Annotated in this window: 11 protein-coding genes and 1 other annotated feature; of the genes, 1 reads left to right on the top strand and 10 read right to left on the bottom strand. The window is 46.4% G+C overall.

The window, feature by feature from the left end:
* Positions 1-9: 9 nt before the first annotated feature.
* The 5 genes from CLOSA_RS02080 to CLOSA_RS02060 all read right to left on the bottom strand — a co-directional run bounded on the left by CLOSA_RS02080 (position 10) and on the right by CLOSA_RS02060 (position 6,985).
* A complete protein-coding gene (locus tag CLOSA_RS02080; protein ID WP_013271132.1) occupies positions 10-501 on the bottom strand; it encodes a GNAT family N-acetyltransferase in 492 nt (163 codons plus the stop codon).
* Between the two features lie 51 nt (positions 502-552).
* Positions 553-1,263, bottom strand: coding sequence for a ComF family protein (locus CLOSA_RS02075; protein ID WP_013271131.1), 711 nt, complete (start codon positions 1,261-1,263; stop codon positions 553-555).
* A 176-nt stretch (positions 1,264-1,439) separates the two neighbouring features.
* Entirely contained in the window at positions 1,440-3,665 is a 2,226-nt protein-coding gene (gene recD2, locus CLOSA_RS02070) for an SF1B family DNA helicase RecD2 (protein ID WP_013271130.1), read from the bottom strand.
* A gap of 226 nt (positions 3,666-3,891) precedes the next feature.
* Positions 3,892-4,896 (bottom strand): rod shape-determining protein, encoded by a 1,005-nt coding sequence (mreB, locus tag CLOSA_RS02065; protein WP_013271129.1) that lies wholly within the window; start codon positions 4,894-4,896, stop codon positions 3,892-3,894.
* Between the two features lie 532 nt (positions 4,897-5,428).
* Complete coding sequence (locus tag CLOSA_RS02060; protein ID WP_013271128.1) at positions 5,429-6,985, bottom strand: ABC-F family ATP-binding cassette domain-containing protein; 1,557 nt, start codon at positions 6,983-6,985, stop codon at positions 5,429-5,431.
* Positions 6,986-7,187: 202 nt separating this feature from the next.
* On the opposite strand from CLOSA_RS02060, the gene CLOSA_RS02055 reads away from it, so the two are divergent.
* Positions 7,188-8,108, top strand: coding sequence for a putative ABC transporter permease (locus tag CLOSA_RS02055; protein WP_013271127.1), 921 nt, complete (start codon positions 7,188-7,190; stop codon positions 8,106-8,108).
* 59 nt (positions 8,109-8,167) lie between these two features.
* On the opposite strand, the gene CLOSA_RS02050 is transcribed toward CLOSA_RS02055, so the two are convergent.
* The 5 genes from CLOSA_RS02050 to CLOSA_RS02030 all read right to left on the bottom strand — a co-directional run bounded on the left by CLOSA_RS02050 (position 8,168) and on the right by CLOSA_RS02030 (position 15,330).
* Entirely contained in the window at positions 8,168-9,904 is a 1,737-nt protein-coding gene (locus CLOSA_RS02050; protein ID WP_041708807.1) for a phospho-sugar mutase, read from the bottom strand.
* Positions 9,905-10,020: 116 nt separating this feature from the next.
* Positions 10,021-11,001: a protein kinase family protein gene (locus CLOSA_RS02045; RefSeq protein WP_013271125.1), complete on the bottom strand. Its 981-nt coding sequence runs from the start codon at positions 10,999-11,001 to the stop codon at positions 10,021-10,023.
* 93 nt (positions 11,002-11,094) lie between these two features.
* A complete protein-coding gene (locus CLOSA_RS02040; RefSeq protein ID WP_041708806.1) occupies positions 11,095-12,312 on the bottom strand; it encodes a CCA tRNA nucleotidyltransferase in 1,218 nt (405 codons plus the stop codon).
* Between the two features lie 36 nt (positions 12,313-12,348).
* A complete protein-coding gene (proS, locus tag CLOSA_RS02035; RefSeq protein WP_013271123.1) occupies positions 12,349-13,782 on the bottom strand; it encodes a proline--tRNA ligase in 1,434 nt (477 codons plus the stop codon).
* Positions 13,783-13,920: 138 nt separating this feature from the next.
* Positions 13,921-14,125: a binding site (T-box leader), on the bottom strand.
* 101 nt (positions 14,126-14,226) lie between these two features.
* Complete coding sequence (locus tag CLOSA_RS02030; RefSeq protein WP_013271122.1) at positions 14,227-15,330, bottom strand: AI-2E family transporter; 1,104 nt, start codon at positions 15,328-15,330, stop codon at positions 14,227-14,229.
* Between the last annotated feature and the right edge of the window lie 20 nt (positions 15,331-15,350).

Raw genomic sequence — 15,350 nt, 5'->3', positions numbered from 1 at the left:
AAACCTGTTCTAAACCATCATCTGATAATTCTCAATATCCAGCATCTTCCCGAATTTCTCTCCCACTTCCCTTATGGTTCCGCAATGAATAAATCCAAGCCTTTCATGGAGCCGGATGCTGGCCTCATTTTCTCCGGTAATAACAGAAATTACCGTATGAATATCATCCCGTTCCTTAGCAATTTTAAGAATTGCAGAAGTTAAGTCCCCGGCCACCCCTCTGCGGCGGTAATCCTTATGAATGTATACGGACAGTTCCACGGTAGCTGCATAAGCCTCTTTGGGACGGTAAGAGGAAAGGCTCGCATAGCCCACTGCTTTTCCGTCTTCCTCTGCCACAATCAAGGGATGATTTCCCACGTTATGTTCCCGGAACCAGGCCAGCCGCTGCTCCATGGTTTTAGGATTTAAATCAAACGTGGCCAGCCCATGCTCTACTTCATAATTATAAATATCCAAAAGCTCCGGCATATCCTTTTCTTCTGCGGTTCTGATCACCATATTATTTCCTCCTAGGCATGATTGCTATAATAATTGATATCATACATCAATCTACTGTCCCCGTCCAATACAAATCGCAAGAAAATATACCCTTTTTATTCCCGCCTTTTTCAGCGCCCGTGTACAGGCCTCAATGGTGCTTCCCGTGGTATAAATGTCATCCACGAGAATCACCCCTTCCACCCTATTTTTAACGTTTCCCGCAGCAAATGCCTCCTCCAGATTCTTAAGTCTTCCAGCCGGATCAAGTCCTTTCTGGGGCATGGTTTTTTTATTTCTGGCCAGCATTTCAGGGCAGACAGGGATTTTCATGTAATCGCCGATCCTGTGGGCTAAAAGCTCTGCCTGGTTAAACCCTCTTTCCCTCCTCCTGGAAGGATGGATCGGAACGGGAACAAGGATGTCTGCCTCCATACGCCGGATCACGTTCTCATACCGCACGCAAATTGCCTCCCCATAAAAATCCAGGTATTCCCGCTTATTCTTATATTTAATCCTTGCTATGGAATTTCCGGCTTTATCATCATAATTCATAAGAGCCCTGCCATACTCAAAGGTGCGCTTATGCCTGATACAGTCAAGGCAATACTCCATATGCGGACTAATAATCTCCTTTCCGCATTTTTTGCACACAGGATCCCTGACAAATGACAGCTTTGCCACGCATGGCGGGCAGATCAGCCCGCCCTTTGGCATAACAATCCCGTCACAGACCGGGCAGCGTCTGGGAAATAGGAAATCAATAAAAAAAGATGGGTACATAGAACGATTCTCCTTAAAAAGAACGAATAGAAGCAAAAGAAAGTAGATGGGCAGACGATACCTAGACTGTCTGCCCAGAGAATTTACGAAAGTGACGAACCAAACCAATTTGCAGGCATGTTCACGCAGCAGATGCTGCAATAATGGAAGGAACACACAATGTGTGCTTCTCCCTTTTAAGATATCCGGGTGATTTCACAGATCCGTTCTTTTAAGCCGGAATATCTGCGCTGTTCCATTTCATTGTTTACCATATCCCCGAAGACCTCCGGCATTCCTACAAGACAAACGCAGGATTTTGCACGGGTCACCGCGGTATAAATCAGATTTCTGGTCATAAGCATCCTAGGTCCGGAAAAGACAGGGATGACAACTGCCGGATATTCGCTCCCCTGGGATTTATGAATGGTAATGGCATAGGCAAGCTCCAGCTCCTCCAGTTGTTTAAAGCTGTAATCCACCATGCGGCCTTCGTCGAATTCCACCGTCACCAGCTCGGCAAAGGAATTGATCTCCCGGACAATTCCCATATCTCCGTTGTAAATGCCCGTTCCCTTGTCCACAGGAATGCCGTATCCATTGCGGACCTCCCACTCAATGTTATAATTGTTCTTGATCTGCATGACCTTATCCCCTACCCGGTAAATGACCCCTGCAGCTTCCTTTTCCGCCTTCCCATCCCCGGGAGGATTTAAATATTCCTGTAATATGGCATTAAGCCGTTCCACGCCAATAGCCCCTTTTCTCATGGGCGTCATAATCTGGATATCATAGGTCTTTGCATGGACATAACCCGGCAGCTTGTCCTGAACCAGAGTGATCATGGCATTAATGATGGCATTGGGATCCTCTCGCTTGATAAACAGAAAATCATTGCTCTTCTTTCCCAAAGGCACCTGTTCCCCCCGGTTGATCTTATGGGCATTGACCACGATGTCGCTTTGGGTGGCCTGCCGGAAAATCTTGGTCAGCATGACAACATTAAAGCCTTGGGAATCGATCATGTCCCGGAGCACGTTTCCTGGTCCAACACTGGGAAGCTGGTTCACATCTCCCACCAGGATAAGCCTTGTACCCGGATTAATGGCCTTTAACAGAGACTGCATCAAATGAATATCAACCATGGATGTCTCATCAATGATTACTGCATCGGCGTCCAGGGGATTTTCCTCATTCCGCTCAAAATGCATTCCAATGGAGCGGTCGTCTCCCGGAACTCCGGTCAGCTCTAAAAGCCGGTGAATGGTCCTGGCTTCATAACCGGTGGCTTCTGTCATCCTCTTTGCCGCTCTGCCGGTGGGAGCTGCCAGCAGAATCTCCATTTCCTGACTTTCAAAGAATCGTATGATGGTATTGATCGTGGTAGTCTTACCGGTGCCAGGCCCTCCGGTGATGATGAGAAGCCCGCTGTTGACCGCTTCCACCACCGCCTGGATCTGCTTTTCATCCAACTCGATCTGCTCTTCGTTTTGAATCTTAAAAAGCTGGTGCCGGATTTCCTCTTCCGGCATTTGACCTCTGATATTTAAATCATGAAGCATCTTTGCCACATTCAGTTCCATGTAATAGTACTGAGCGGCGTAAACAATGCGTTTTCCTTCTGATTCGCGGATGACAAGGCGCTTATCCAGCTGCATGTCCATCAAATGCTTCTCTATATAGGACACTTCTATACGAAGAAGCTCCGAAGCCTGGGAAAGAAGCTCTTCCTCCGGCAGATACGTATGGCCGTTTGCCGTCGCCTGCAGCAGGGTGTACTGCACCCCGCATTTGATACGGAAATCCGAATCCGTGAAAATGCCGGCTTTTCTGGCAATCTCATCTGCCATTTTAAATCCTACCCCCGGAATATCATCCGCCATCTGGTAAGGGTTCTCCTTTAATACGCCGTAAAGCCTGGGCCCATATTCCTGATAAATCTTTACCGCCAGATTCATGGTAATCCCATATTCCTGAAGGAACATCATGGCCTGGCGCATTTCCTTTTTGTCCTCTACCTGCTGGGAAATGGACATTGCCATCTTTTCACTAACTCCCTTTACTTCGGAAAGCCGCTCCGGCTCTTCCTCCATGATGCGGAAGGTATCCGCTTTAAAGCGGCGGACGATTCTGGCTGCCAAAGCCGCCCCGATCCCTTTGATGGCCCCTGACCCCAGGTACCGTTCCATGGCCGCAGTGTCCTCCGGAGCCTTGATCTCATAGCTTTCAACGGTCATCTGCTCTCCATAAACCGGGTGCTCAGTCATAGAACCTACCGCTTCGATCATTTCTCCCTCGCTTATGTAGTGAAAACTCCCCACAAGGGTATATTCTTCTCCAGCGTCAACAAGGCTTAAGACGGTATAACCGTTGTCTTCGTTCCTGTATTTAATTTTTTCTACAAATCCGCAGACTGTTGCCATGGTTCCTCCCGTCAATCATAAGAAACACATTTTGTACGTTACCTATGATTCTTGCAGCAGCCGCCATAGGAAGTTCCAGGCATATCCCACGGCTCGCCGCACACATAAATACAAGTGGACTGCTTTGGAACAGCCCCGCCGGAATCCTAAGATGCCGCCAGGGTCGTTCCAAAGCAGTCCTGTCAACCATTCACAGGACTGATATTTCTATCAGCCCTGTGAATGGTTAAAATTCTGTTTTATTATCTCCGCCATGGGAGAATTCAATGAATTTCCCTGTTCCAATGGCTACCGCAGTCAACGGATCCTCTGCGATCATGGTGGTGATACCCGTCTTTTCTTCGATCAGGGAATCCAGACCGCTTAAGAGAGAGCCGCCTCCGGTAAGCACAATTCCCCGGTCAAAAATATCTGCAGCCAGCTCCGGCGGAGTGCGCTCCAGCACATTATGAACTGCATCTACAATCTGCATGGCCGGTTCTTTTAATGCATCCAAGGTTTCGTCAGAAGTAACAACAATGGTCTTTGGAAGACCCGTAACCAGATTACGTCCCCGGACCTCCATGGTCAGGACTTCCGGCCTTCTGTATGCTGCACCGATGTTGATCTTAATTTCCTCAGCCGTTCTCTCTCCAATCAAAAGATTATGCTTCTTTCGCATGTAGCGGACGAGAGCTTCATCAAAATCATCTCCTGCAACCTTTATGGAGGTGCTTACTACCGTACCCCCAAGGGAAATAACGGCAATATCAGAAGTTCCTCCTCCAATATCAACAATCATATTACCGCAGGCCTTTGAAATGTCGATTCCTGCGCCGATAGCTGCTGCAACCGGTTCCTCAATAATCGAAACCTCTCTGGCTCCTGCCTGATAAGTCGCATCCTCTACCGCTTTTTTCTCCACTTCAGTCGCACCGCTGGGAATGCAGACACTGATCCGTGGCTTTCTTAAGGTCTTCTTTCCAACCGCCTTGTTAATAAAATACTTCAGCATTTTTTCCGTTACGGTATAATCAGAAATAACGCCCTGGCGAAGAGGCCTTACTGCCACAATGTTGCCCGGTGTTCTGCCGATCATCAGTCTGGCTTCCTCTCCAATGGCTTTGATTTTATTGGTGTCACGGTCGATGGCTACAACGGATGGCTCCTTTAATACAACTCCCTTTCCCTTAATATAGACCAGTATGCTTGCTGTACCTAAATCAATTCCAATATCATTGGACATCATCATCTTGTTTCCTCCTGTTCGCTGTATCCTGTTCCCAGGGTTTCCTTTATCTTCAAAATTATATATAATTCGTCATTGAAGTCACAGTTCCTATTTATTATATACAATAACCATGGGAATTCAAAGGCTTTTTTTAATTTTTATTATGTTTATTTTTTTTTAATATGTGGTACACATTTTAGTCACAATTTCTTCGTATACTAATAATACGTTATCCGGAAGGATAACGGGCCTTTTGTTTCAAGTAACTTACTTGAAATCACAAAGCTTTTTCATACTCATACCGGACGGCGCGAGCCGTCCGGCCCCCCTAAAAGAACATTTTCTTATTTTTATATACTTGTTATTCCCAATCGCAGCATGTTAATTGGGGTTTGGTTCCTTAAGGAATCAGACCCCATTTTTTATTTGCACCAGCATTGAACCGAATGAATATACAATCATATCCATTCGGCGAATGCCGCATCATCCAAGAAAAGTTCCAAAAGCGTTTTTTCTTAGTTATTTTTTGGATTCTTTCCCAGTATCCTATCTTTTATGATAATCGGAGCGCCCATTCCCTGCAGTCCAGCACCCTGGTGGCAATCCCCTCATAAAATTCAGGTTCATGGCAAATCAAAAGAATGCTTCCCTTATACTCCTTTAAGGCTCTCTTTAATTCTTCCTTTGCCTCCACATCCAGATGGTTGGTAGGCTCGTCCAGAAGCAGGACATTGGTTTCCCGGTTAAGGAGCTTACATAAACGGACCTTTGCCTGTTCTCCTCCGCTGAGCACCCGCACCTGGCTTTCAATATGCTTGGTGGTCAGTCCGCATTTGGCAAGAGCAGAACGGACCTGGTACTGGGTATAGGAAGGAAACTCCTTCCAGATCTCTTCAATGCAGGTGGTAGTATTTCCAGGAGCCATCTCCTGTTCAAAGTATCCGATGGAAAGGTAATCTCCAAGCTCCACATTCCCCTCTAAGGATGGCACAAGCCCCAGGATGCTCTTTAAAAGGGTGGTCTTGCCGATGCCGTTTGCGCCTACTAAAACCACCTTTTCGCCGCGCTCCATGGAAAGATTCAAAGGCCTTGACAAAGGTTCCTCATAGCCGATGACCATATCCGTGGTTTCAAAAATGTATTTTCCGGCTGTTCGGGCTTCCATAAAATGAAATTCCGGCTTTGGCTTATCCTTTGACAGCTCAATGACCTCCATCTTATCCAGCTTCTTCTGCCTGGACATGGCCATGTTCCTGGTGGAAACTCTTGCCTTGTTCCTGGCCACAAAATCCTCCAGCTCCGCGATCTCCTGCTGCTGCCGCTTATAAGCCGCTTCCAGCTGCGCCCTTTTCACCGCATATACCTCTTGGAACTTTTCATAGTCCCCTACATAACGGTCCAGATTCTGATTTTCCATGTGGTATATGATATTGACCACGCTGTTTAAGAAAGGAATATCATGGGAAATCAGAATAAACGCATTTTCATATTCCTGAAGATAACGCTTCAGCCACTCAATATGCTGTTCATCCAGATAATTGGTCGGCTCATCAAGAAGAAGGATATCCGGCTTTTCCAATAAAAGCTTGCCTAAAAGAATCTTAGTCCTCTGACCTCCGCTTAGTTCCGTTACATCCTTATCCAAACCCATGTCGGTTAAACCCAAGGCTCTGGCCACTTCCTCTACCTTGGAATCAATAATGTAAAAATCATGAGCCATAAGAAGATCCTGAATGGTTCCCAGCTCCTCCATCATGGCGGTCATAGTTTCCTCATCGGCTTCTCCCATATGGTCACAGATCTCATTCATCTGCTCTTCCATCTGATACAGGAAGGCAAAGGCGCTTTTTAATACGTCCCTGATCGTCATCCCCTTTTCCAGTACGGTATGCTGGTCCAAATAACCTACGCGGACCCGTTTGGCCCACTCCACCTTTCCTTCATCCGGCTGCAATGTTCCGGTTATGATATTCATAAATGTGGATTTACCTTCCCCGTTGGCTCCGATCATGCCGATGTGCTCTCCCTTTAAAAGGCGGAAGGATACATCCTGAAAGATCGCACGGTCCCCAAATCCATGGGTCAGATGTTCTACGTTTAATATACTCATTGAAAAACTCCTTTATAAATGCGGTTTGATTTCTTTTTACCCTGCTGCAGCCCATGGCCTTTCCCAGACCTTTTATGTTCTGAATATGAAACATCATAATTCTACATGACAGACGCGATTAAAGCAAGCAAAGGTTGCAAAAAACGACAAAAGCGTTTATGATAATCCCAACAGGAATATATCAAAGAGAGGATGATATCTTATGTATTTATATACTTGGTATCAATGGCTGCTGTTTTTTTTCATATACTGCTTTATCGGCTGGATCATAGAATCCACCTATGTTTCCGTAAGAAGCCTTCATTTTGTAAACCGGGGGTTTCTAAGACTTCCCCTTTTACCCTTGTACGGAAGCGGAGCCATAATCATGCTGTGGCTGTCCCTGCCTGTCCAGGGCAACATTTTCCTGGTATTTCTCTTTGGCATGGCTGGCGCCTCCGCCCTGGAATATGCCACCGGTTACGTTATGGAGCGCTTGTTTAAAATGAAATACTGGGATTACAGCAACAATCCATTTAATATAAACGGATATATCTGCCTTGGTACCTCTCTTGCATGGGGGTTCCTCACCCTGCTGCTGACGGAAATTATTCACCGCCCCCTGGAATGGCTTGTCCTTCGCCTGAACGGGACTGTATGCATCGTCCTGGTGGTGGTGATCGGGATTCTTTTTGTCACCGATGCTGTACACTCCACCAAGGAAGCTTTGGATCTTGGCAGAATCCTGGAATCTATGACAAAACTAAAGTCAGAGCTGGAGGAAGTACAGGTACAGATTTCCTTATTAAAAGCGGAAACTGCCCAAAAAATGTCTGACATAAAAGCAGAAACCGCCCAAAAGGTGTCAGACATAAAAACTGAAACCATTCAAAAGGCCGCCAGTTTAAAGGATGAAACCATAGTAAAAATCTCTTCCTTTAAGGCTGAAACAGCCAGCGCCTTAAAAGAATCGGCGTTGGCAGAGCGCCTTCAGTCTCTTACCGAAACGAAAGACAAGCTGACCGGACGTTTGACCTTTTACCGAAAAGGAATCCTGCGCAGAAACCCTACGGCTTCATCCCGGATGTTTGGGGAGGCTTTAAGGGAATTAAAGGAATATACCAAAAAGTATAAAAAATCATAGCTGAAAAATGCAATAACGGAGCCAGGTCAAAAGCCTGGCTCCGTCTTATTTTTAAGTCCTTACATCATCTTATCCACCATAGCCATGACCGCATCTCCCAGCTTTGCAGATCTTTCATCCGCATCCGCCATGGAAGCACCCTTAACACCATAGTAAAATTTGATCTTTGGTTCCGTTCCCGATGGCCTTACACACAGCCACCCATCCTCTGTCAGTTCATAGTAAAGCACGTCAGACTGGGGAAGTCCCGTAGGACTCACTTCTCCCGTGCCCATATCCTTCACTGTATCAAGCTTGTAGTCTCTGGCAGAAAGGACTTGATAACCTCCAACTTCCGCCGGAGTTTCCTTTCTCATGGCTTCCATGATGGCCTTGATCTTTTCCTGTCCTTCCAAGCCCTTTAAGCTTATGGACGTTACCGCATCCTTATAATACCCGTATTTCTCATAGAGAGCAGTCATGGCATCCCACAGAGTCATACCCTTTGTCTTATAATAGGCTGCAGCCTCGCACAAAGCCACGGTTGCAGAGATGGCATCCTTATCACGGGCATAGGTTCCGATAAGACAGCCGTAGCTTTCCTCCAGGCCAAACATATAGGTTCCGCAGCCGGTGGCTTCTTCCTTTAAGATCTGCTGTCCAATGTATTTAAAGCCGGTTAAAACCTCAATCAGCTCACAGCCGTAGGCTTTGGCCACTGCATCCACCAGATTGGTGGTAACAATGGATTTGACTACCTGTCCGTCTGGGGGGATCGCTCCTCTTTCCTTTTTCTGACTCAGCACATACTCACACAGAAGAGAACCGGACATGTTACCGGTCAAGGGGATATATTCTCCGGATTTCTCATCCTTTACATACACCCCAAGACGGTCCGCATCCGGGTCCGTTGCCAGAACCAGGTCCGCATCCTTTTCCTTTGCAAGAGCAAGGCCCAGTTCAAAAGCCTCTTCAGCCTCGGGATTGGGATAGCTGACTGTTGGGAAGTCGCCATCCGGCAGCTCCTGCTGCGGTACCACATATACGTGAGTAAATCCGATTTCCTTTAACGCTCTTCTTGCAGGAAGATTTCCTGTACCATGGAGGGGAGTATAGACAATTTTAATATCCTTCTGCATCTGATTGATGGCATCCTGATTCACAACCTGAGCCTTTACATGTGCGATATATTTATCATCCAGATCAGCTCCGATGATTTCATACATTCCTTTTTCCCTTGCAGCTTCCTCAGTGGTGGTTTTTACTGTGGAAATATCTGTGATATTTAAAACTTCTGCAGTTACCCCTTTGTCATGAGGCGGAGTAAACTGGGCACCATCCTCCCAATATACCTTGTATCCGTTGTATTCCGGAGGATTATGGCTGGCCGTAATATTAATCCCGGCAATACAGCCTAATTCCCTTACAGCAAAAGAAAGCTCCGGCGTGGGACGCAGAGATTCAAATTTATATGCCTTAATCCCATTCGCAGCCAGTGTAAGGGCTGCCTCCTGTGCAAATTCCGGGGACATATGCCTGGAATCATACGCAATGGCTACACCTTTATCTGCTCCGCCCTGGCTTTTAATATAATTTGCAAGCCCCTGGGTCGCTTTTCTGACTACATAAATATTCATCCGGTTGGTACCGGCACCAATGATGCCTCTTAAGCCGGCGGTGCCAAATTCCAGATCCTGATAAAAACGCTCTTTGATCTCGTTTTCATCATCTGCTATACTCCGAAGCTCATCCTTTGTTGCCTCATCAAAATATGGATTTAATAGCCATTCCTCATATATACTTCTGTAATCTTTCATAAGCATAATACCCCTTTCTTTCCATTTCCGTTATGGCTATTATAAAGCATAACAGGTTAAAAGAAAAGCGTATTTCCATTATTTTGTATCCTGATGAAATCAGGCGGATCCTTCTCTCAATCCTTGATTCTTGACAGGAAAAGATTCCGCATGGGCTGCTGAATCTCTAAATCCTTAAGCTTTTCAATATTCCGTGCGGGAATCCAGGCCTTGTTGGCATTATAATAAAAATTGATCTGCTTCCAGTACTTTTCCGGATATAAGAACAAATAGTAAAGGCATATCCTATCTGCATCCGAAAGAGGAAGAACCTTTGTATAGGTTTCCAGCATGGCCATTCCCAGCTTTAAATTCCAGTCATGTTTTTCCATGGCCTTCCTCATAAAGTGGTATAAATCCTCCATTTGCAGCCCCTTGTGCATGCGGTTGAATTCCACGATGGCCACATCATGAAAGCACATGAGGATGTGGTGCTGGTTTAAGTCCCCGTGGCACAGATACTCCTCACTGTTCTCTCTATTTTCGTAAAAGCCTGCCATCCCTTTACAGGCTTCCATGGCCTGTTCGAAAAATATGTCATAATTACCCATTACGCACAGTTCAAACTCAGACTTTTTCCGTTTATTCCGGATGAACGTGCGCGCACGCACCAGCTCCCGGTTGTGCCGTTCCATTTCCTCAGCCGGCTGCTGTACCAGAATGGATCCCAGATTCCATTCCTCTTTAAACTCGATCCGCCGCAGCATTTTATGTAAAGAAGCAATTTGTTCGATGGCACATAATACCTCTTTGCTATCCTTCAAATTACATTCCCGGTCCGCATACCAGTCTTTGACGATCCACCGGGTTCCATCCTCGGCACTGGAGAGGAGTTCACCATCTTTATTCCTGACGTAGCGGTCTACGTTTAAATGACAGACTTCTTTCATCTGTGAAAATACCTGATCCTCAAATTCCAGGCGCTTTAAGGTTCCTTTATATTCCCGAAGCAGTTTGAGCCCTTGATTCGTTTCACACAGCCAGGCGCCCCGGCCGCGTTTCACATCAAGAATTTCAAGCTCATACTGCGAAAGCACCTCTGTGTATTTCTCGTTCACAACCACCCCTCCAACTCTTAGCTCATCAGCTACTTCTAGGGTATGAAGAGGTGGAAAAAAATATGCAAAATACGGCGGAAAGTTATACGTGCCTTAAGCCTGTTCCTCTAAAAAATGTTCTGCTGATTTCATCAGATATTCCCTGTTATTGCATTCCGGCCGGTTAAGAACTATCTGGAATAAGCGGTTTAAAACTGCCCCCATTTCAGGTCCCGGCTTCATGCCTGCATCCATCAGTTCTCTTCCGGTAACGGCCATGTCCTTTAAACGGATACAATCCCCTGCTCTTAAGATTTCCTCTGAAAATTGCTCTACCACCGTTAACTGGGCCTGATAAGGGTTGGGACAGAATACTTTCTGAAAACACAGAAGATCCTCAAAAAGTTCTTGGGATAATCCGCTCATGACATGACGGATGGCCGGCTTATCCGCCGGGATCTCCATTTTCCAAAAACTGACAAGAGTTTTTGTCTGATGAATGGTATCATTGTCCAGCTTCAGCTCCTTAAGGATACGGACCGCATCCTGAGGCTCTTCCTGCCTTAAAAAACCGGACCAGCGCATATGTTTTTTAAGCGGCAGGTTTCCGATTTTTTCGGTTTCTTTAAGACGTCTTCCTGCTTCCTTAAAATGCGGGGAAATATATGGGGCTATTCCATTATCATACACGGCCTTGATCCTCTCCGGATGACCGGAAAGGAGGAGCTTTGTAAGCTCCACCTGGATCCGTTCCTTACTGACCTTTCCCATATTGGGAGCCATAAGGGAAATTGCCGCCCTGGTATCCTCTTCCAGGGTAAAGTCAAGCTGGGCAGAAAAACGAATGGCTCTTAAGATCCTTAAAGCGTCCTCAGTAAACCGGTCCAAAGAATTTCCAACGCAGCGGATAGTCCGGCGCTCAAGATCCATTTCCCCGCCAAAGGCATCTACCAGCCCTTCCCGGTCACTGTAAGCCATGGCATTGATGGTAAAATCCCGGCGTTTTAAATCCTCAAGTAAGCTTCCGGTAAATTCCACAGATTTGGGATGGCGTCCATCCTCATATTCCCCGTCTATGCGGTAAGTGGTGACCTCATATCCTTCATGGTCAATCAATACGGTAACCGTGCCGTGCTGGATTCCTGTATCCACTGTTCTTTTAAAGATTTCCTTAACCTGTTCCGGCTTTGCCGAGGTGGTGATATCCCAGTCTTCCGGCATCCGGCCTAAGAGGCTGTCTCTCACACAGCCTCCCACCACATATGCCTCAAAACCGTTGGTATTCAGTTGTTCGATGATTCTCTTTGCCGCATCTGGAACCTGAATCTTTATCACTTTTTTACCTCCTGGTTTTCCTGTCTGCCGGGATTAATATGCCCTGCCCCAGTAAACCATTTTTACTGCTGGCTTACCGCAGCATACACAGGCATCGGCCAGTTTCTCCTGCTTAAAGGGCATACAGCGGGACGTAGCCCCGGTGATCTCCTTGATCTGATCCTCGCATTCCTGGCAGCCGCACCACATGGCCTTTACAAAGCCTGGCTTTTCCTCTACGGTCTTAACAAAGGTATCCATGTCCGTTGCCTCATAGGTATGGGCATCCCGGTGGGCTCTGGCCCGTTCCAGCATATCCTTCTGAATGGTATCCAAAAGCTCGCCTACCTTGGCATTTAACTGGTCTATGGATACAGTGATCTTCTCATGGGTGTCACGGCGTACCAAAACCGCCTGATTTTCTAATATGTCTCTGGGCCCGATCTCTACACGGACCGGAATCCCCCGCATTTCTGATTCGCTGAACTTCCAGCCAGGGCTCTTATCCGAATCGTCAACTTTTACTTTATAATTGGAAAGAACCTGCTTTAATTCAAAGGCCTTTTCAAGAACGCCCTCCTTTTGCTGCTGGACTGGAACAACGATCACCTGGGTGGGAGCGATTCTTGGAGGAAGTACAAGGCCGTTGTCATCGCCATGAACCATGATAATGGCCCCTATGAGCCTGGTGGTCATTCCCCAGGAAGTCTGGTGGACATACTGAAGCTTGTTTTCCTTATCGGAATACTGGATCTCAAAGGCCTTAGCAAATCCGCTTCCAAAGTTATGGCTGGTTCCTGACTGAAGAGCCTTGCCGTCATGCATCAAAGCCTCAATGGTATAGGTCGCCTCTGCTCCTGCAAATTTCTCCTTATCGGTTTTCTGGCCCCGGACAACAGGCATTGCAAGAACTTCCTCACAAAAATCCGCATATAAATGAAGCATCTGCTCTGTCCTTGCCTCCGCTTCTTCCGCCGTGGCATGAGCCGTATGGCCTTCCTGCCATAAGAACTCTCTGGAACGTAAAAACGGTCTGGTGGTTTTTTCCCAGCGCACCACGGAACACCACTGGTTATAAAGCTTTGGCAAATCCCGGTAGGACTGGATCTCTCTGGAATAAAAATCACAGAACAAGGTTTCAGAGGTAGGCCTGACACAAAGTCTTTCCTGCAGCGGCTCCAAACCTCCATGAGTCACCCAGGCCACTTCAGGAGCAAATCCCTCTACATGGTCCTTTTCCTTTTGAAGGAGGCTCTCCGGAATAAACATGGGCATGTAGACATTTTCCACCCCTACTTCTTTAAATCTTCTGTCAAGCTCGCTCTGGATATTTTCCCAGATGGCATAACCGGCCGGCTTAATGGCCATGCAGCCTTTTACACTGGAATAATCGATTAATTCCGCTTTCTTTACTACATCTGTGTACCACTGAGCGAAATCCACATCCATGGATGTGATCGCTTCTACTAATTTCTTGTCCTTAGCCATAACTAATTCTCCTCTCCTATTTTCTGCCCAACTTCCGGGACATAATGACATTCTATTTTCCTGTCCGCAATATTGGCGAATCATGAGATTCCTGCAGACAGACACTTTGATAAAGCAAAAAGAGCCGTTCGTTCCCACGAAAGGGACCGAACAGCTCGGCGGTGCCACCCAATTTAGCCATAGAATGCCATGACTCACTTTATCTCCCATAACGCAGGACTGCGCCGCAGTTTGCTGCGGGACTCCGAGGGAGGTTGGGTCATGAGAGGTATAAAGGCCTTCCACCATCCGGCCTTCTCTCTGGAATACATCATCACTTACTGATCCTCTTCAACGTCTTGTTTCTTCATTATAAAAAAGATTGTATGGTTGATTTTACGTTATTTGCAAATGTTTGTCAAGTAGGTCAACGCTTGCCTGCACAGGACGGAACAAATTTTTGTATCACTCCTCCGGATCAGCTCCCTTTTTTCCGTCATGACAATATGAAACCTCATATACTTCCACAATATCTTCCACAATCAATAAGCCAATGGGACCAAGGATAAATCCAAGAAGTCCGAAGAGCTGCAGTCCAACGTACATGGAAGCCAGGGTTTCCAAGGGCGTAAGTCCTACCTTGCCTCCCATGATCTTTGCTTCCATAATTTCCCTTAAAAAATAACAGATAACATAAATGAGAATCAGCCCGGTTCCATATTTCCAGTTTTTATTGATCATGGAAAAAAGAGCCCAGGGAATGAATACGGTCCCTGTGCCAAAGATGGGAAGGGCATCCAAAAGTCCGATCCCGATTCCGAAAAGGATAAAATAGGGGTTTCCCAATAGAAACAGCCCGATGGAACATACCACCATGGTAAACAGCATAATGGCTCCCTGTGTTTTAAGCCAGGCACTTCCCACCGTGGTCAGTCTTCTCCCAAGCATGGCATATTCAAAGCAGAATATGGAATTATCCCGCCTTTCCCGTATCTCATCCATTTCCTGAAGGGAAAGGACTGTGGCAATCAGCAATATAATGAGGATCACTGTTGCCTGAACCATCCATTTCATTATGGTCATGGAATTCACCATGAGAAACGGCATGATTCTGCCTTTTATGGCAACCTGGCCTCCTGAGATAATATCTCTTACCACCTCTACCATATATCCGTCAGGCAGTTTTAAAAACCGCTCCGCAAAAGAACAGTTATCCATAAGCCACCGGTCGATTTCTCCCAGGATTACCGGAAGATTCTGAAGCAGAAGCCTGGCTTCCATGAATATCTTTCTTCCTCCTACGTAAAGGATAATTCCAAAGACGATCATGAAAAGGATGATCTCAATCCCTCCGATCATTGCAAGGGGAACGGAAATCTCCCGCCCCTTTATGGCAAAACGGGTCTTTCTCTCAATCCAAAGAGCCGAAGGCCGAAGAGAGAGGGCAAATACATAGGCAATCAAAAAGGGAATCACAAGGGGCAGCAGATATCGAAAACTGAAATACACTGCCCCTGTAACTCCCAATATTAATAATGTTTTCTTCAGTTTCCTGCTCGGTTTCACCATGGACTCACCTGTTTCTGATT

The sequence above is a fragment of the [Clostridium] saccharolyticum WM1 genome (assembly GCF_000144625.1).
Lineage (GTDB): Bacteria > Bacillota > Clostridia > Lachnospirales > Lachnospiraceae > Lacrimispora > Lacrimispora saccharolytica.
Note: the sequence above shows the minus strand (reverse complement) of the source record. Positions and strands in the feature narration are given on the sequence as shown.

Coding starts and splice junctions, on each gene's coding strand:
- recD2 (WP_013271130.1), bottom strand. CDS start 3,665: ATGGCAACAGTCTGCGGATTTGTAGAAAAAATTAAATACAGGAACGAA.
- mreB (WP_013271129.1), bottom strand. CDS start 4,896: ATGATGATGTCCAATGATATTGGAATTGATTTAGGTACAGCAAGCATA.
- CLOSA_RS02030 (WP_013271122.1), bottom strand. CDS start 15,330: ATGGTGAAACCGAGCAGGAAACTGAAGAAAACATTATTAATATTGGGA.
- CLOSA_RS02050 (WP_041708807.1), bottom strand. CDS start 9,904: ATGAAAGATTACAGAAGTATATATGAGGAATGGCTATTAAATCCATAT.
- CLOSA_RS02060 (WP_013271128.1), bottom strand. CDS start 6,985: ATGAGTATATTAAACGTAGAACATCTGACCCATGGATTTGGGGACCGT.
- CLOSA_RS02080 (WP_013271132.1), bottom strand. CDS start 501: ATGGTGATCAGAACCGCAGAAGAAAAGGATATGCCGGAGCTTTTGGAT.
- proS (WP_013271123.1), bottom strand. CDS start 13,782: ATGGCTAAGGACAAGAAATTAGTAGAAGCGATCACATCCATGGATGTG.
- CLOSA_RS02055 (WP_013271127.1), top strand. CDS start 7,188: ATGTATTTATATACTTGGTATCAATGGCTGCTGTTTTTTTTCATATAC.
- CLOSA_RS02075 (WP_013271131.1), bottom strand. CDS start 1,263: ATGTACCCATCTTTTTTTATTGATTTCCTATTTCCCAGACGCTGCCCG.